Source organism: Nocardioides caeni (assembly GCF_004912195.1).
Classification (GTDB): domain Bacteria; phylum Actinomycetota; class Actinomycetes; order Propionibacteriales; family Nocardioidaceae; genus Nocardioides; species Nocardioides caeni.
Window position 1 is genome coordinate 48,183 of record NZ_STGW01000003.1, and the last position, 17,463, is coordinate 65,645.

At 71.0% G+C, this 17,463-nt stretch carries 18 protein-coding genes; 11 read left to right on the plus strand and 7 right to left on the minus strand.

Annotated elements, in window-relative coordinates; translation table 11 throughout:
• Nucleotides 1–8: 8 nt before the first annotated feature.
• From E9934_RS06140 to gcvT, 3 genes are read right to left on the minus strand one after another with little or no spacing between them, the layout of a single operon-like run.
• A complete protein-coding gene (locus E9934_RS06140; RefSeq protein WP_136562008.1) occupies nt 9–854 on the minus strand; it encodes a PhzF family phenazine biosynthesis protein in 846 nt (281 codons plus the stop codon).
• An 11-nt stretch (nt 855–865) separates the two neighbouring features.
• The gene (locus E9934_RS06145; RefSeq protein WP_136562009.1) at nt 866–1,132 is read right to left on the minus strand and encodes a hypothetical protein; all 267 of its coding nucleotides are present in this window, start codon (nt 1,130–1,132) and stop codon (nt 866–868) included.
• An 18-nt stretch (nt 1,133–1,150) separates the two neighbouring features.
• The gene (gene gcvT, locus E9934_RS06150; protein WP_136562010.1) at nt 1,151–2,284 is read right to left on the minus strand and encodes a glycine cleavage system aminomethyltransferase GcvT; all 1,134 of its coding nucleotides are present in this window, start codon (nt 2,282–2,284) and stop codon (nt 1,151–1,153) included.
• A 54-nt stretch (nt 2,285–2,338) separates the two neighbouring features.
• Between gcvT and E9934_RS06155 the strand changes: the two genes are divergently transcribed.
• Nucleotides 2,339–3,889: a leucyl aminopeptidase gene (locus E9934_RS06155; RefSeq protein ID WP_136562011.1), complete on the plus strand. Its 1,551-nt coding sequence runs from the start codon at nt 2,339–2,341 to the stop codon at nt 3,887–3,889.
• Here E9934_RS06155 and E9934_RS06160 read toward each other — a convergent pair.
• A complete protein-coding gene (locus tag E9934_RS06160; protein ID WP_136562012.1) occupies nt 3,849–4,193 on the minus strand; it encodes a hypothetical protein in 345 nt (114 codons plus the stop codon). The genes E9934_RS06155 and E9934_RS06160 overlap by 41 nt on opposite strands.
• Nucleotides 4,194–4,305: 112 nt before the next feature.
• On the opposite strand from E9934_RS06160, the gene sucB reads away from it, so the two are divergent.
• Entirely contained in the window at nt 4,306–6,033 is a 1,728-nt protein-coding gene (sucB, locus tag E9934_RS06165; RefSeq protein WP_136562013.1) for a 2-oxoglutarate dehydrogenase, E2 component, dihydrolipoamide succinyltransferase, read from the plus strand.
• A gap of 88 nt (nt 6,034–6,121) precedes the next feature.
• Here sucB and E9934_RS06170 read toward each other — a convergent pair whose 3' ends face one another.
• A complete protein-coding gene (locus E9934_RS06170) occupies nt 6,122–7,093 on the minus strand; it encodes a hypothetical protein (RefSeq protein WP_136562014.1) in 972 nt (323 codons plus the stop codon).
• A 93-nt stretch (nt 7,094–7,186) separates the two neighbouring features.
• On the opposite strand from E9934_RS06170, the gene E9934_RS06175 reads away from it, so the two are divergent.
• Nucleotides 7,187–8,098: a TIGR01777 family oxidoreductase gene (locus tag E9934_RS06175; protein ID WP_136562015.1), complete on the plus strand. Its 912-nt coding sequence runs from the start codon at nt 7,187–7,189 to the stop codon at nt 8,096–8,098.
• Here the strand turns inward: E9934_RS06175 and E9934_RS06180 are convergent.
• A complete protein-coding gene (locus tag E9934_RS06180) occupies nt 8,038–8,643 on the minus strand; it encodes a hypothetical protein (protein WP_136562016.1) in 606 nt (201 codons plus the stop codon). The genes E9934_RS06175 and E9934_RS06180 overlap by 61 nt on opposite strands.
• 80 nt (nt 8,644–8,723) lie before the next feature.
• On the opposite strand from E9934_RS06180, the gene lipB reads away from it, so the two are divergent.
• The 7 genes from lipB (at nt 8,724) to E9934_RS06215 (ending at nt 14,648) form a co-directional block, all read left to right on the plus strand.
• The gene (gene lipB, locus E9934_RS06185; RefSeq protein WP_136562017.1) at nt 8,724–9,470 is read left to right on the plus strand and encodes a lipoyl(octanoyl) transferase LipB; all 747 of its coding nucleotides are present in this window, start codon (nt 8,724–8,726) and stop codon (nt 9,468–9,470) included.
• A gap of 53 nt (nt 9,471–9,523) precedes the next feature.
• Complete coding sequence (locus E9934_RS06190; protein WP_136562018.1) at nt 9,524–10,450, plus strand: ABC transporter ATP-binding protein; 927 nt, start codon at nt 9,524–9,526, stop codon at nt 10,448–10,450.
• A complete protein-coding gene (locus E9934_RS06195) occupies nt 10,447–11,466 on the plus strand; it encodes a hypothetical protein (protein ID WP_136562019.1) in 1,020 nt (339 codons plus the stop codon). Before E9934_RS06190 ends, E9934_RS06195 begins: the two co-directional genes overlap by 4 nt.
• Before the next feature lie 62 nt (nt 11,467–11,528).
• Nucleotides 11,529–12,470: a lipoyl synthase gene (gene lipA / locus E9934_RS06200; RefSeq protein WP_136562020.1), complete on the plus strand. Its 942-nt coding sequence runs from the start codon at nt 11,529–11,531 to the stop codon at nt 12,468–12,470.
• Between the two features lie 39 nt (nt 12,471–12,509).
• The gene (locus E9934_RS06205; RefSeq protein ID WP_136562021.1) at nt 12,510–13,226 is read left to right on the plus strand and encodes a DUF4191 domain-containing protein; all 717 of its coding nucleotides are present in this window, start codon (nt 12,510–12,512) and stop codon (nt 13,224–13,226) included.
• A 28-nt stretch (nt 13,227–13,254) separates the two neighbouring features.
• Nucleotides 13,255–13,911, plus strand: coding sequence for a DUF6318 family protein (locus E9934_RS06210; protein WP_158294939.1), 657 nt, complete (start codon nt 13,255–13,257; stop codon nt 13,909–13,911).
• A gap of 188 nt (nt 13,912–14,099) precedes the next feature.
• Nucleotides 14,100–14,648 (plus strand): PKD domain-containing protein, encoded by a 549-nt coding sequence (locus tag E9934_RS06215; RefSeq protein WP_136562023.1) that lies wholly within the window; start codon nt 14,100–14,102, stop codon nt 14,646–14,648.
• Nucleotides 14,649–14,655: 7 nt separating this feature from the next.
• Here E9934_RS06215 and E9934_RS06220 read toward each other — a convergent pair whose 3' ends face one another.
• Entirely contained in the window at nt 14,656–15,051 is a 396-nt protein-coding gene (locus E9934_RS06220; RefSeq protein WP_136562024.1) for an RDD family protein, read from the minus strand.
• Between the two features lie 146 nt (nt 15,052–15,197).
• Between E9934_RS06220 and E9934_RS06225 the strand changes: the two genes are divergently transcribed.
• The gene (locus E9934_RS06225; RefSeq protein ID WP_136562025.1) at nt 15,198–17,375 is read left to right on the plus strand and encodes a glutamine synthetase III family protein; all 2,178 of its coding nucleotides are present in this window, start codon (nt 15,198–15,200) and stop codon (nt 17,373–17,375) included.
• The last annotated feature ends 88 nt before the right edge of the window (nt 17,376–17,463 follow it).

Genomic DNA, 17,463 nt, shown 5'->3' on the forward strand with positions numbered 1-17,463 from the left:
GAGCCAGGTCACAGCAGGACCGTCCCGTGGATGGTCGTCAGGGTGTCGCCACCGACCCAGATCGTGCCGTCGTCGGCGGTCTCGACGTGGACCCGGCCCCGTCGGGCGAGCACGGTCCCCTGCGCTGCAACGTACGACGCCGGGAGCACGTCGCCCGCGAGCCACTGGGCGAGCCCGGCGTTGAGGGAGCCGGTGACCGGGTCCTCGGTGATGCCGGTGTCGTGGGGCAGGAAGGCCCGCACCTCGACCGCGGCCCGCGCACCTGGCGGGTGGGGGCCGACGACCCCGATCCGCTCCCGGAGCGCGGTGAAGTCGGGCCGCAGGGCGAGGACCTCGTCGGCGGAGGCCAGGCGCATCCCGATCCAGCCGGGCCCGTTGTCGCACCATGCGGCGTCGAGGACCGCGGCGCGCGTGATCCCCAGGGCCTCGACCGTGGAAGCGATCCGCTCCTCCTCCACGGGCCCGGAGCGGATCAGGTCCGGGGCGGCGAAGGCGAGGCGGCCGCCCTCGGAACGCAGCCGGACCAGCCCCACGCCGCACTCCTGCACGATGTGCTCACCGGCCGCGACCCCGCCGGACTCCCGCCACGCGTGGGCGGAGCCGAGGGTGGGGTGGCCCGCGAAGGGCAGCTCCTCACTCGGCGTGAAGATCCGCAGCCGGTAGTCGGCGCCCGGGTCCGTCGGCGCGAGCAGGAAGGTCGTCTCCGACAGGTTCGTCCAGCGCGCGAACGCCTGCATCTGCTCGTCGCTGAGTCCCTCGGCGTCGTGCACGACCGCGACCGGGTTGCCCAGCATCGGCTCATCCGTGAAGACGTCGACCTGGCGGAAGGTGCGGCCCTCGCCGCTGCGGCTCATGGGTGTCCGACTCAGGCCGACAAGGACATCGGGCCGTATACCTCGCGGTCGAGCTCGAAGAGGGTCACCTGGGCGACGCCGAGCTCGGCGAGCTCCGCCCAGATCTCACCGATCCACGACTCGGCATCGCCCTGGTTGGGGAAGGTCCGGTCGGCGTAGGCCTCGGCTGCGTCGCCGCTCAGCGTGACCTCGGCACCCTCGGCACCCTCGAGGCGCCAGCGCCAGGGCTGGTCGGCGGACGGCGTGCGGAAGGTGGAGGGCTGCTCGGGCAGGTTCATGGCTTCTCTCGGTCTCTCTCACGATTCCCGGACGGAGGGCTGGACGAACGGCGGCTTGGTGATCTGGAAGACCTCGGGGCGGCCGCGGACGTCGACGCGGACCTCGGCCTCGTCGTTGACGCTGGTCGCGACGAGCGCGAGCCCGATGCCCTTCTTGAGGGTCGGGGAGAAGGTCCCGGAGGTCACCTCCCCGAGTGGTACGTCACGCAGGAGCTGGACGCTCATGTGCGGGCGCGGGATCGCGCGGCCGGTGGACACGATGCCGACGAGCTTGCGGCGGGCACCTGCCTCCTTCTCGGCGAGCAGGACGTCGCGTCCCCAGAAGGCGGGCTTCTTCCAGCCGACCGCCCAGCCGAGCCGGGCCTCGTTGGGGGTGACCGACGGCGAGATGTCCTGCCCGTGCAGGGGATAGCCCATCTCGGTGCGCAAGGTGTCGCGGGCGCCGAGGCCGCAGGGGGTGAGGCCGAGCTCCTCGCCGGCACCCATCAGGGCGTCCCACAGCGCCGGTGCGACGACGGACGGGGCGATCAGCTCATAGCCCCGCTCCCCGGTGTAGCCCGTGCGGCACACGATGATCCGGGAGTCCGGGTCGGGATCGGTGTCGCCGGCCTCCCAGGCCGTCTCGACGAAGGTGAGGTAGTCGTGGCCGACGGGCAGCCCGACGGCGGCCAGCACCTCGTCGGACCTCGTGCCCTGCACGGCGAGCACGACGTAGTCGCGGTGGTGGTCGACCACCTCGACGCCGGCGGGCGCGGCGGCGGTCAGGCGGCGTCGTACCTCCTCGTTGTTGGAGGCGTTGGGGACGACCAGGACGTGCTCGTCGTCGCGGTAGTAGGTGAAGACGTCGTCGACGATGCCGCCGGTCTCGTCGTCCACGACGAGGCTGTATTGCGCCCGCCCCGGACCGATGCGATGGAGGTCGTTGGTGAGCGTCGAGTTGAGGAAGTCGACCGCGCCCGGGCCTCGCACGACGAGCTTGCCGAGGTGGCTGACGTCGAAGATGCCGACGCCGTCGCGCACGGCTGCGTGCTCCTTGACCACGCCCGTCGGGTACTCGAGCGGCATCAGCCATCCGCCGAACTCCGAGAACTTGGCGCCCAGCGCCTCGTGCCGGTCGTGGAGCGGTGAGTGCTGGGGGGTCGCTTCGGCCATGGGTCGGAATCTATCCGGTGCCCCGGCCCGACGGCCCCTCGATACCCTGAGCCGGTGACGTCCTTCGCCCTTCGCTCGGCCAGCCCCGCCAAGACCCGCGCCGAAGCAGTGGTGGTCGGCGTGCTGCCGGACGGCACGCTCGCGTCCGGCGCCGAGGACGTCGCCGCGGCCTACGGGCGCAAGCTCTCCGGTCTGCTGGCGACCATCGGCGCCAAGGGCGGAGCGGGCGAGGTCCACAAGGTGCCGACCAACGGCACGATCACCTCACCCCTGCTGGTCCTCGTCGGGCTCGGCGGCGAGCCCGACACCAGCTCAGTCCGCCGGGCCGCGGGCAACGCGGCCCGGGCCGTGACCAACGCCGCGTCGGTCGCGCTGGCCCTGCCGGCCGACTCCGCCGAGCTGGTCGCTGCCGTCGTCGAGGGCTACCGGCTCGGTGCCTACACCTACACGACCTACAAGTCCCGCCCTGGCACGCCGACCACGCCGGCCGAGCTCGTCGTCCTCTCCCCCGTCGCCCGCCGCGCCGACACGACCGCTGCGGTCGAGTCGGCCCAGGTGCTGGTCGATGCCGTCGTCGCTGCTCGCGACTGGGTCAACACTCCTCCGGCCGACCTGACCCCGCCGGCCTTCGCGGAGGCGATCTCCACCGCGGTCAAGGCAGCCAACAAGGACCTGGCCAAGGGCGCGGCGAAGGTCCGCGCCACCGTGCTCGACGAGGCCCGCCTGGCCGAGCTCGGCTGCGGTGGCCTGCTCGCGGTCGGCGGTGGCTCCGCTGCGCCGCCGCGCCTCGTGGAGCTCACCTATCAGCCCAAGGACGCGGTCGCCCACATCGCGCTCGTCGGCAAGGGCATCACCTTCGACTCCGGCGGCCTGTGGATCAAGCCGGCCGGGAGCATGGCGACGATGAAGGAGGACATGGCGGGCGCTGCGGCCGTCGTCCAGGCGACCCTCGCCGCCGCCCGCCTCGGCCTGCCCGTGCAGATCTCGACCTTCGCCGCCCTCGCCGAGAACATGGTCGGCGCGGCCTCGATGCGACCCGGCGACGTGATGACCGCCTACGACGGCACGACCGTCGAGATCATCAACACCGACGCCGAGGGCCGGCTCGTGCTCGCCGACGCTCTCGGCCGCGCGACCGAGAAGAAGCCCGACGTCGTCCTCGACGTCGCCACGCTGACCGGCCACATGGTGATGGCCCTCGGCGAGCGGATCGCCGGCGTGCTCGGCAGCGACGACGTCGTCGCCGACGTCCTGGCCGCGGCGGGCGCCGCAGGTGAGGACGCCTGGCCGATGCCGATCCCGGAGTTCATGGACGAGCGGATCCGCAGCAGCACCGTCGCCGATCTCGCGCAGTACGACGGCATCCGGTGGGGCGGCGGCCTCTTCGCCGCGGCGTTCCTCCGGGAGTTCACGGGCGGCCTGCCCTGGGCACACCTCGACATCGCCGGACCGACCTTCAACAAGGGCGGCGGCTCGGGTCACCTCACGCCGGGCGCGACCGGCTACGGCGTCGCGACGCTGGTGTCCTACCTGCGGCGCGCGGGCGAGCAGGTCACCCGGCAGGTCACAGCCCCGGGGGCCGCTGCTCCTTCTGAGCCTTCCTGACCCGCGAGTTGTAGTCGCGCATCCGCTGCGGCACACCGACCACCGCAGCGTCGTACGACGGGATCTGCTGGCGGTTGCAGAAGTCGTGGGCCCACTTCACCGACGGGACGCGGCGGCGCGTCCACTCACCGTCGTGCGCGACCAGCAGCAGCGTCACCTCGCTGACCGCGGTGCGGGGCTCGACGAAGCCCTCGACGCCGCGCCGGTCCTCGAGCCAGGTGCGCAAGTGATCGCCGTCGGCGCGGTCGGAGGCACGCACCCGCGTCGAGCCCGTCCGGGCAGCATCCTTTGCGGGGTTACTCATGCGTACCCTCGCTCCACCCCGGAAGCGGTCCAACCACGACATACCGACAGTGTGCCCGAACCACGGGCGACCTGTTGCCCGATGCTTCGAAGAAGGTGCAAGGATTGGCCCCATGGCGACCGAAGTCACTCTCCCCGCGCTCGGTGAATCAGTCACCGAGGGCACCGTCACTCGCTGGCTCAAGCAGGTCGGCGACCAGATCGCGATCGACGAGCCGCTGCTCGAGGTCAGCACCGACAAGGTGGACACGGAGATCCCGAGTCCCGTGGCGGGCACGCTGATCGAGATCCGCGCCAACGAGGACGACACCGTCGAGGTCGGCGCCGTGCTCGCCGTCGTCGGCGACGCCGACGACGCGCCCACGGAGGGCTCTGCGCCCGACGCCGCCGAGCCCGAGGCAGCGCAGGAGGAGCCGGCCCCGCAGCAGGAGGCCCCTGCCGAAGACGAGGCCCCTGCCCAGGAGGAGGCTCCGGCCCCTGCTGAGGCGTCCGCGTCGTCCGGTGGCGAGTCCAGTGGCACCGCGGTCACGCTGCCCGCGCTGGGCGAGTCGGTCACGGAGGGCACGGTGACCCGCTGGCTCAAGCAGGTCGGTGACGCGGTCGCCGTCGACGAGCCGCTGCTCGAGGTCTCCACCGACAAGGTCGACACCGAGATCCCCTCGCCGGTCGCCGGCACGCTGCTGGAGATCAAGGCCGAGGAGGACGAGACCGTCGAGGTCGGAGCCGAGCTCGCCATCATCGGCTCCGGTCAGCCGTCCGCGCCGGCGGCGCAGGAGTCCCCCGCGGCTCCGGAGCCGGCCGCCGAGCCCGAGCCGAAGGCCGAGCCCGAGCCGAAGGCCGCACCCGACAACGCTCAGGCCGTCGACAACGCGCCTGCTCCGGCAACTCCTGCTCCGGCCGCTCCGACCCCCTCGGCGGAGTCGAGCGACGGCCCGGGCTACGTGACCCCACTGGTCCGCAAGCTCGCCGCCCAGCACGGTGTCGACCTCGCCAACGTCACCGGCTCCGGTGTGGGCGGCCGTATCCGCAAGCAGGACGTCCTCGACGCCGCCGCCTCCAGCGCGCCGGCGGCGCCCGCAGCCGTCGCGCCGTCCTCGGCACCGGCCGCAGACCCGGCGACGCCGTCCCCGCTGCGTGGCCAGACGGTCAAGGTCAGCCGGCTGCGCAAGATCATCGCCGAGCGGATGGTCGACTCGCTGCAGGTCTCCGCTCAGCTGACGCAGGTCGTGGAGGTCGACGTCACCAACATCGCGCGGCTGCGCGAGAGCGTGAAGGAGGCGTTCCTGGCGCGCGAGGGCGTCAAGCTGTCGTACCTGCCGTTCTTCACCAAGGCGGCGATCGACACCCTCAAGCAGCACCCTGCGCTCAACGCCACGATCGACATCGAGAAGGGCGAGATCACCTACTACGACCGGGAGAACGTCGCCTTCGCGGTCGACACCGAGAAGGGTCTGCTGACCCCGGTCGTCAAGGACGCGGGCGACCTGTCGATCTCGGGGATCGCGAAGAAGGTCGCCGACGTCGCCGAGCGCACCCGCACCAACAAGGTCGGCCCCGACGAGCTGTCGGGCGGCACGTTCACGATCACCAACCTGGGCAGCTTCGGCGCCCTGTGGGACACCCCGATCATCAACCAGCCGCAGGTCGCCATCCTCGGGCCCGGTGCGGTGGTCAAGCGTCCCGTGGTGATCGACGACGAGGACCTCGGCGAGACGATCGCCGTGCGCCACATGGTCTACCTCGCGCTCACCTATGACCACAGGGTCGTGGACGGCGCCGACGCCGGCCGCTTCCTGCGTGACCTGAAGAAGCGCCTCGAGTCGGGCCAGTTCGAGGTCTGAGCCAGGTCTGAACCGCACGATCGCCACGTACGACGGCCCCTGTACCGCGGGACAGGGGCCGTCGTCGTACCTGGCCCGATGGCGCGGGTCAGGAGGTGCTGGCGTCCAGCTCGACCGCGTAGGTCGTCGTGATCCGCTGACCGCCCATCTCGACGGTCGCCGACCCCTCCGAGGTGGCCGTCGCCGACGCCGGGCCGATCAGGCCGACCCTGCCCTCGAACGTCCCGGTGCTCGTCGTCGAGCCGTCGACGACGGCGCCGACGCCCTGCGGCAGGTCGCCCGGCAGCGCCGTCTGGGTGGTCCTCACCTCGACGACGTAGCCGCGTGCCGTCACCTCGACGAGCTCGAACTCGGTCGTCGTGGTGCTGGTGACCTCACCGACGGTGACCTCCCCGTCCAGGGACCAACGGGCGCCGACACCGACCGCCTCGTCGGGGAACGGCAACGCGAGCGCGAACCCCGACGCGTTGACGTCGTCGAGGAGGCGGTCGACGATGGCCGGCGCACTGGCGCCGAGGTCGGTCTCCTGCGAGACGACCTGCCCGGACGGCGCATAGACGACCTCGGTGGTCGCGGCGTCCAGAAGGGTGAAGGCCTCCTCGGCCTGGGCGAGCAGCGACCCGACCAGATCGTCACCAGCCTCGACCTGAGGTCGGCCGTAGTCGATCTCGACGGTGATGCCGTCGTCGTCGACGCCGGTGACCGTGCTGGTGTAGGGCAGCGTCACCGGCAGCTCGATCGGCGCCGACGACATCAGGTCGACGGTCGTGGTGGTCTGCATCGCCAGCGAGGTGGTCTCGGTGTGCCCCTCGGCCACGTCGAGGGTCACGACACGCCGTGGACCGGCGCCCGCGTCGACGAGGGCGAGCGCCGCGGGCGTGCCGCCGGGCGTCGCGGGAGCGGCATCGCTCGTCTCGGTCCCCTCCCCAGCACTGGTCTCCACCGGCCGGGAACCGGACGTCGGCTCCGGGTCGTCGGCGCAGGCGCTCAGCGCGGACACGGCGAGCAGCGCGGTGGCACCGGCGATGACGGGTCGCAGGTGCGAACGGACGGATGGCATCGATGTGCTCCCTCGAGGCGATGGCGCCGGGCCCAGGACCGGGTGGTGGGCACAGGGTGCCACGCGCTGGGAGAGGCCGGGCATGATCGACACATGACGAGCTCCCCTCTGTCCGTCGTCGTCGGTGGTGCCTCGGGCTTCCTCGGCAGCCACCTCGTCACCGAGCTGCGCGCCCGGGGCCACCAGGTCACCCGGCTCGTGCGCCGCGACTCCACCGGAGCCGACGAGTCCCGGTGGGACCCCGACTCCGGCGAGATCGACATCGACCTGATCGGCCACGCGGACGTCGTCGTCAACCTCGGCGGCTCCAAGCTGGTCGGCAACGTGCACTCGAAGAAGTGGGCCCACGACATCCGGGCCAGCCGGCTCGCGACCACCACCACGGTCGTCGACGCGATCGCCGCGTGCGCCACCCCGCCGGCGCTGCTCAACGCCTCCGGCCTCGCCTGGTACGGCGACCACGGCGATGCGCCGCTGACAGAAGCCTCCGACACCCGAGGCGACACCCTGCTCACCGAGCTCGCCCGGGACTGGGAGGCCGCGACCGTCCCGGCTGCCGCGGCCGGCGCACGGGTGGTGCTGCTGCGGACCGCGCCGGTCTATGACCGGACCTCGCCCCCGCTGAAGCAGCAGGCGCTGCAGTTCCGGCTCGGGCTGGGCGGGCGGCTCGGCAGCGGCCGGCAGTTCCACCCGCTGATCTCGCTGCGCGACTGGGTGGGTGGCGCCGTCTTCCTCGTCGAGCACCCGACGGCGTTCGGCCCCGTCAACCTCGCCGCGCCGTCCACCCCCACCAACGCCGACTACACGCGCACCCTCGCCGCGCTCCTGCACCGGCCCGCCTTCCTGCCGGCCCCCGCGCCGATCCTGAAGGTCGCCGCGGGTCCGATGGCTCCTGAGCTGCTGGGCTCGCTCAACCTCGGCCCCGGGGTGCTGGTCGACCTCGGCTACGAGTTCGAGGACCCCGACGTGGAGTCCGTGCTCCGCACTGGACTCGGGATCTCCTGAACGACGGCCAACAGCCACCGACCGGCCCACCGGCGGAAGTCCAGCCTGCGAGTCGACGGCTGGTCCTGCGGGAGCGCGGTCCGGGTCGTCTCGCGCACCGCCTCCGCACCGACGAGTCGATCGGTCACGACCAGCACCACCCGCCGCGACGTGCTGACCCGCAGCACCACGGAGAGCACCTGCATCGACATGCCCTCGACCCGCACCCCGCGCTCCGACCAGCGCTGGAGCATCGCGACGTCGGCCCGGCCCGCCGGCGCCCCCGGCACATAGAGCCCGCGCAGCCGTGCGACGTCGGCGTCGCGCCAGGCCGCGGCACGGGCCCGGTCCCAGTCGCGCAGGATCGCCAGCGAGCTCACTGCGGGCAGCACGCCCACCCGTCCTGCGGACGGCGCGATGACGGCGACCGGCGGCCGTGGCGTCGTACTGCCGGAGGGGGTGGGCTCGTCGCGCAGCACGGCGAGGCCGACCGCCGCCATGACCGCGACGAGCAGCACGACGGCACCCGCGACGACACGCCGTCCAGCCGGACCCGAGATGTCCATGCGGGCACGCTACGTCCGCTCCACGCAACGGCGCCGGGCTCCTCCACAGGCCCTCTGCGAGCGGGAGTAGCCTCGATCGCGTGACGCTCACCTTCCGGGAGGCCGGCCTGGCCCCCGACCTGATCGACTACCTCGCCGCCTGGGACCTCCAGCGCGAGGTCCATGCCGAAGTGGTGGCGCAGCGCACGCCCGACACCGTGCTGCTGCTCGAGCATCCGCCAGTGTTCACCGCCGGCAAGCGGACCCGTCCGGAGGACCGCCCGCTCGATCCCGGCGGAGCGGACGTGATCGACGTCGACCGGGGCGGCCAGATCACCTTCCACGGTCCCGGCCAGCTCGTGGGCTATCCGATCGTCCGGCTCGCCGACCACGTGAAGGTGGTCGACTACGTCCGTCGGGTCGAGGAGGCGCTGATCGGCGTGTGCGCCGACTTCGGTCTCGCGACGGCACGGGTGCCGGGGCGCAGCGGGGTGTGGCTGCGGGCCGACCCCGCAACCGGCCGCGAGGAGCGCAAGATCGCGGCCCTGGGGATCCGGGTCAGCAAGGGCGTCACGATGCACGGCTTCGCGATCAACTGCGATGTCGACCTCGGCTGGTACGACAGGTTCGTCCCCTGCGGCATCTCCGACGCCGGGGTCACCTCACTGAGCGCGGAGCTGGGTCGACCGGTCGCCGTGCGCGACGTCCTCCCGTCCGTACGGCGCCACCTCGACGAGCTGCTGGCGTGGCACGACTACGACGCGACGCCCGACTACGAGCCCCGGCCGGATCCGGCGAAGTCGCCGGCATGCGTCGGCGTGGCGGTCCTCTCCTACCCGGCCCGCTGACGCCATACTCGGTATCTATCGGCACTTGGCCGACCGGATGCCAGGAGGGGCGGATGAGCGATCTCGTCATCGAGACGAGCGGGCTGCGCAAGGAGTTCCGTTCACGCAAGGGCGGGCTGCGGGTGGCCGTGGCCGGCCTCGACCTGGCCGTCCCGGCCGGGGGCGGCGTGCACGGCTTCCTCGGGCCCAACGGCTCGGGCAAGACCACGACGATCCGCATGCTGCTGGGTCTCGCGCGCCCCTCTGCCGGCACGATGCGCCTCTTCGGCGAGCCCGTGCCGGACCGACTCCCCCACGTGATCGGCCGGGTCGGCGCGGTCGTCGAGTCGCCCAAGTTCTCGCCGAACTTCAGCGGCCGCCGCAACCTGCAGCTGCTCGCCGACGTGATCGGCGCACCGCGCACGCGAGTGGACGAGGCCATCGCCACCGTCGGGCTGACCGGTCGCGACAAGGACCGCTACAAGGGCTACTCGCTGGGCATGAAGCAGCGGCTCGCCATCGCGGCGACCCTGCTGAAGGACCCGGCGCTGCTGATCCTCGACGAGCCGACCAACGGCCTCGACCCCGCTGGCATCCGGGAGATCCGCGAGACGATCCGTGGGCTCGGCGAGGCCGGCGTGACGGTGCTGCTGAGCTCCCACATCCTGGCCGAGGTGCAGCACGTGTGCACGTCGGCGACCATCATCGGCAACGGCCGTCTGCTGGCCTCCGGCAACGTCGACGACCTCCTCGGCGGTACGACGGCCCACCGGGTCGTCGTACCGGAGCAGGAGCGGGCACTCGGGGTGCTGGCCGGAGCCGGGATGACGGCTGTTGCCGAGGCCGGTGCGATCCGGGTCGAGGCGGACGACGCCTCCGCGATCACGAAGGTCCTCGGTGATGCCGACCTGTGGCTCAGCGAGCTCACTCCCCTGCGACCCGACCTCGAGACCTTCTTCCTCGCCCTGACCGACACCGAGCGGCTGGGGGCCGACCAGTGAACTCGTTCGCCCGACTGCTGCGCACCGAGCTGGCCCGCCTGCTGCACCGCCGCGCGATCCTCCTCCTCGCCGCGGCCGCGATCATCGTGCCGACCATCATCGGCGTGGTGCTGGTCATCGACACCCTGCCGCCGTCCGACGCCGAGATCGCCGAGGCCGAGCGCAACGTCGAGCTGGACATCGCCAACGGCTACGTCAAGGACAACATCGAGGAGTGCATCGCCGACCCGCAGGGCTGGGCGGGGTATCCGTCCGATCTCTCCGATGCCGAGGTCGAGGAGCGGTGCCTCGCGGACTTCACCCCGACCGTCGATCAGTATCTCTACTCGCCGCAGCTCGACCTGGCCAACGAGCGTGACGCCGGCACGGGCATCGCCGTCACCCTCATCGTCGCCATGGCGATGATGCTGCTCGGCACCACCTTCACCGGTCACGACTGGGCCAGCGGGTCCGTCAGCAACCAGCTGCTCTTCGAGACTCGCCGCCACCGGGTCTGGGCCGCCAAGGCCATCGTGGTGTCGGGCTTCGCACTCGTCCTGGCGGCCGTGGTGCTGTCGACGTACTGGCTGGTGCTGGGCGCCGTCGCCCGCTCGCGTGACCGCCTGGGCGACGGCGTGCTCATGGACTGCTTGCAGATGGGATGGCGCGCCGCGCTCCTCGCCGGGATCGCCGCGCTGCTGGGCTTCGCGCTGACCATGCTGTTCAGGAGCACGGTCGCGACGCTGGGCATCCTGTTCGGCATCGCCCTGGCCGGTGGCATCCTGCTGGCAGCGCTCGGCGTCGAGGGTCGCTGGAACCCCGCCTACAACGTCGCCGCGGTGATCACCGACGGGACGACCTACTACGCCGAGGTGGAGTGCAGCCCGAAGGAGATCGAGGAGATGGGCGGCGACTACGGCTACTGCACCGAGGAGCGCGAGGTCACCTTGGCCCAGGGCGTCGGCTTCCTCGGTACGGCGGTCGTGGCCGCAGGCGCCGTCTCGCTGCTCTCGTTCCGCCGCCGCGACGTTCCCTGACCGTCGGTCCCGGCCCTCGTCGCGATGCGGACCGGCCACCGGGCCGGGAGTAGGCTGATCGGGTGACCGCAGCACCCGACGGCCGGAAGCTCCTGCGTCTGGAGGTCCGCAACGCGGAGACCCCGATCGAGCGCAAACCCTCCTGGATCAAGACCCGCGCGAAGATGGGGCCGGAATACACGGCCCTGCAGAAGCTGGTGAAGTCCGAGGGCCTGCACACGGTGTGTCAGGAAGCCGGCTGCCCCAACATCTTCGAGTGCTGGGAGGACCGGGAGGCGACCTTCCTCATCGGTGGTGACCAGTGCACCCGTCGCTGCGACTTCTGCCAGATCGACACCGGTCGGCCGGAGCCGCTGGACCGTGACGAGCCCCGCCGGGTCGCGGAGTCGGTGCAGCAGATGGAGCTGCGCTATGCCACGATCACGGGCGTCGCCCGCGACGACCTGGACGACGGCGGCGCCTGGCTCTACGCCGAGACGGTGCGCGCCATCCACGAGCTCAACCCGGGCACCGGGGTGGAGAACCTGATCCCCGACTTCAACGGCCGCCCCGAGCTGCTGGCCGAGGTCTTCGAGTCCCGCCCCGAGGTGCTGGCCCACAACCTGGAGACGGTGCCGCGGATCTTCAAGCGGATCCGTCCCGCGTTCCGCTACGAGCGCTCGCTCGACGTGCTGACCCAGGCGCGGACGTTCGGGCTGGTCACCAAGTCCAACCTGATCCTCGGCATGGGCGAGACCCGCGAGGAGGTCTCGCAAGCACTGCGCGACCTCCACGAGGCGGGCTGCGACCTCATCACGATCACCCAGTACCTCCGTCCCTCTGCGCGCCACCACCCCGTCGAGCGGTGGGTGAAGCCGGAGGAGTTCGTGGAGCTGCAGGCCGAGGCCGAGGAGATCGGCTTCGCCGGTGCCCTGTCCGGACCACTGGTGCGTTCGTCGTACCGGGCGGGACGCTTGTATCGTCAGGCGATGGCCGCGCGCGAAGCGGCCGCCACGTCCGCGTGACGTCCTGACGAACGATCGCCGAGGAGACTGCAGCACCCCATGTCGAACACCCCTCTCGACCCGTCGAAGATGAGCCGCCGCCGGCAGATCCTCGAGACGTACCGGATGTCCCGCGAGGTCGACCCGGCCATCCGCTGGTGGATGCTCGGCTCCTTCGTGATCTTCGCCGGCCTCGGCCTGCTCCTGTTCCGTGTGGTGCTGCCGCACAACGACAGCGTCCTCTCCTGGATCCTCGGCGGCGTCGCGTCGTTCCTGATCGGTCTGCTGGCCGTGATGATCGTCTTCGGCCGCCGCGCCCAGAAGGCCGCGTTCGCCCGTCTCGAGGGCCAACTCGGCGCCGCCGCCCGCGCCCTCACCCTGCTGCGTCGCGGCTGGTCGATCGAGGAGGTCGTCGGCTTCACCAAGCAGCAGGACATGGTCCACCGCGTCGTCGGCCCACCGGGGATCATCCTGGTCGGCGAGGGCAACCCGGGCCGCCTCAAGGCGCTGCTGACCAGCGAGGTCAAGAAGCACGAGCGTGTCGCCGGCGACTACCCCGTCCACCAGGTCACCGTCGGCACCGACGAGGGCCAGGTCCCGCTGAAGAAGCTGGTCAACCACGTCCGCAAGCTCGGCCGCCAGGTCAAGCCGGCCGAGATCACCGAGATCAAGCAGCGCCTGCGCGCCCTCGACGCCCAGCGCCCCAAGGTCCCGATCCCCCGCGGCCCCGTCCCGACCTCGATGAAGGGCCAGCGCGGCAACCTCCGCGGCCGCTGACCCCTCCTCCACAGCCCCGCCACCGCTGGTGGCCCCGAGCGCCCGAACCGGGATAGCGTGCCTGTGCGCCCCGGTCCGGGCGTTCGTCATCTCGGGAGGACCCATGCGTCTCGCGTACGCCGCCACGCTGGCGACCCTCGCCCTGCTCCTGGCCGCGTGCAGCGACGACGGCGACGAGCCCGGCGATCCGATGGCGACCTGGACGCCCAGCGGCACCGTCGAGACCCCGTCGGCCTCCCCCTCCGCCGTCGCCACCCCCACGGAGCCCCCGCTGCCCGACGCCGCCACGAAGGCGACCGAGGCGGGCGCGCGGGCGTTCATCACGTATTACTGGGACCTCATCAACTACGCGCAGCTGACCGGGGACGTCGAGGCGCTCTCGTCCCTCTCGAGTTCCACGTGCGACGGTTGTTGGGGCGCCGTCGGCGCGATCACAGAGATCTACGACGGCGGCAGTGCAGTCGGAGGCGAATACACCGTGGCCATCGACCGCGTGGTCGAGCTAGCCTCGAACAGGCAGAACTTCTACGGGTTCGAAGTCGCGGTCAGCGTGCGCAACGCGGAACAGGTCATCCACCGGCCCGACGGCACGCGAGAGATCTCCAAGTCGAAGACGAGTCGCTTTCTCGCTTATCTGCTCTGGACCGAGGACGCATGGCGGACCGATGTCCTGGAGCCACGATGAAGTGGATCGCCGCGGTTGCTTGTCTCCTCATCTTGGGGTCGCCAGTCGCGGCGTGGTCAGACGAGGAGCCCGAGTACTCGGGCTACAGCACCGGCGGCGGGGTGGCAGCAGTCGGGATCGCGCAAGGCGGGACTCCCCCTGACGACGGCGGTTCGTTGTCAGAAACACGAGGGGTATCGGCAGAACCGGTGGACCCCGCCATCTATCTCGGCACGTTCGGATGCAGCGCCAGCGAGGCCATCGCCGTCGCTGAAGCGGCTGTCTACTTCTGCGCCGGCGGAACAGCCGAACCTGTCCTTACCCTCGGCGCGGTCCGTACCGCCTTCGCCCGCCTGGACCTCCCCGCCGGGACATTGGTGATCCAGCCGCCGGACGGTCTGACGCTGGTCAACTTCGACACAAACTTCTACACGACGAGCACCGAGCCGCTGACCCGCACGGTCACGTTGCTCGGGCGCCAGGTGACGCTCGAGGCGACGCCGGCGACGTACACGTGGGACTTCGGCGACGGGAAGTCGCTCGCGACGAGCGATCCCGGGGCGCCGTACCCGGCCCTGCGGGTCACCCACAGCTACGGCCTCAAGGGCACGTACCGGCCGAGCCTCTCGACGACCTACGCCGGCCGCTTCCGGGTCGGCGGTGGGGCGTGGCGCCAGATCCCGGGCACGGTCACCATCGACGGCGCCGGCCAGCCGCTGCGGGCGATCGAGGCGCGACCCACGCTCGTCGGCTACTGACCGGCGGTCAGGCCGACAGCTCCCGCAGCGTGTCGAACGTCACGGTGGCGGTGTCGGCGAACAGGTCGTGCAGGCCGCGGCCGTCGGCGCGGAACACCAGCGGCGGGATCACCAGCAGCACCATCACCTGGCGGATGAGCACCTTGAGCGGGTTGAGCCGCCGGAGCCGACCGTCGGCCGGGATGACGCACAGACCGGTGAGGAGCTTGCCGGCGGAGCCGCCCGCGAGCCACGTGAGCAGGGAGGACTCGGCCAGGTAGACCGCCAGCACGACGGCCGAGGCGGTCGAGCCCGGGGTCGTGTACTCCTCGAGGCCGACGAAGATGACGACGACCAGGGTGCACAGCAGCCAGTCGACGAGCAGGGCGAGGATGCGGCGGCCCCAGGAGGCGGTCTCGATCACGGCGCCACCGTATCCGGCGCCCCGGAAAACCTGTTACATGCCTGAAACATGAGGGCAACCCGGGGAAATCTGGTCCGCCTACGTTCTCCTCTGAGCCGGTCACGCCGACGCGCAAGACCGCACACGCTACGACGAGGAGTCCCCGAATGACTGCGAACCCGACCCGCCTCGGTGCGATCCGCGAGATCGAGGCCAACGTGGCCCCGGCCCCGTTCTTCGACACCGCCGAGAAGACCGGCGCCATCTACGGCGAGAACGTCTTCTCCCTCTCGGTGATGCAGAAGCGACTCCCCAAGTCGGTGTTCAAGTCGGTCGCCGCGACGATCCAGAAGGGCGAGAAGCTCGACCCGGCCGTCGCCGACATCGTCGCCTCCGCGATGAAGGACTGGGCGATGGAGAAGGGTGTCACGCACTACGCGCACGTCTTCTACCCGCTCACCGGCCTGACCGCAGAGAAGCACGACTCGTTCATGGAGCCGGTCGGCGACGGTACGGCGATCTGGGAGTTCCAGGGCAAGACGCTGGTCCAGGGTGAGCCCGACGCGTCGTCGTTCCCCAACGGCGGCATCCGCGCCACCTTCGAGGCGCGTGGCTACACCGGCTGGGACGTGCAGTCGCCGGCGTACATCCTCGAGAACCCCAACGGCAACACGCTGTGCATCCCGACGATCTTCGTCTCGATGACGGGTGAGGCGCTGGACCACAAGACCCCGCTGCTGCGCTCGCAGAACGCGATGTCCGAGCAGGCCCAGCGGGTCCTCGCGCTCTTCGGCCACGAGGACATCGACAACGTCGTGTCCTACTGCGGTCCCGAGCAGGAGTACTTCCTGGTCGACACCTCCTTCGTCAACGCCCGCCCCGACCTGCTCAACGCCGGCCGCACCCTCTTCGGTGCCAAGCCGCCGAAGGGCCAGGAGTTCGACGACCACTACTTCGGCGCCATCCCCGAGCGCGTCCTGGGCTTCATGCACGACACCGAGCGCGCGCTGTTCAAGCTCGGCGTCCCGGCCAAGACCCGTCACAACGAGGTTGCGCCCGGCCAGTTCGAGATCGCCCCGGTCTTCGAGCGCGCCAACCTGGCCTCTGACCACCAGCAGCTGCTGATGTCGACCTTCCGGTCGATCGCCAACCAGCACGGGTTCGAGTGCCTCTTCCACGAGAAGCCGTTCGCCGGCGTCAACGGCTCGGGCAAGCACGTGAACTTCTCGTTCGGCAACGGCAACCAGGGCAACTTCCTGAGCCCCGGTGACAACCCGCACGACAACGCGCAGTTCCTGGTGTTCTGCGCCGCCGTGATCCGCGCCGTCCACCTCTATGGCGGCCTGTTGCGCCTGTCGATCGCGTCGGCCGGCAACGACCACCGTCTCGGCGCCAACGAGGCCCCGCCGGCGATCATCTCGATCTTCCTCGGCGACCAGCTGCAGGACGTCTTCGAGCAGATCGCTGCCGGTGGCGCGACGTCGTCGAAGCAGAAGGGCGTCCTCTCGGTCGGCGTCGACACGCTGCCCGACCTGACGAAGGACGCGGGCGACCGCAACCGCACCTCGCCGATGGCCTTCACCGGCAACCGCTTCGAGTTCCGCGCCGCGGGGTCGAACCAGACGGTCGCGGCGCCGATGGTCATCATCAACACGATCATGGCCGAGGCGCTGGACTACCTCGCCACGGAGATCGAGGCTGCCGTCAACGCCGGCACCGAGTTCAACGCCGCCGTCCAGTCGGTCCTCGCGAAGGTGATGGAGCAGCACGGTGCGGTGGTATTCAACGGCAACGGCTACTCGGAGGAATGGCACGCCGAGGCCGAGGTTCGTGGCCTGAGGAACCTGCGGACGACGGTCGACGCGCTGCCCGAGTACGTCAGCCCGGAGGCCAAGAAGCTGTTCTCGACCTACGGCGTGTTCAACGAGGCCGAGCTCGAGTCCCGCTTCGAGATCGGCATCGAGCAGTACGTCATGACGGTGAACGTCGAGGCGAACCTGACCGGTGAGATCGCGAAGACCACGATCCTCCCGGCAGCGGTCCGCTACCAGACCGAGCTCGCCTCCAACGTGGCGGCGCTGAAGGCAGCCGGGATCGACCCCGACACGGGCGACCTGCAGACCGTGACCGACATGATCGCGGCGCTGCGCTCCGGGATCGCCGCGCTCGACGCGGCGAAGGCCGGCGAGCACGACCTCGAGGGTCTCGCCGAGGCGGCGTACTACCGCGACAACCTGCTGCCCGCCATGCTGCAGATCCGTGCCGCCGCCGACGAGATCGAGACGTTCATCGCCGACGACCTGTGGCCGCTGCCGACCTACCAGGAGATGCTGTTCATCCGCTGAGCCTGCCCGGTCTCTCCGACTGCCCCTGACCCCCGCCGGGGCAGGGGCAGTCGGCGTCCCGGGGATGTTTACATGGCTGAAACATGGG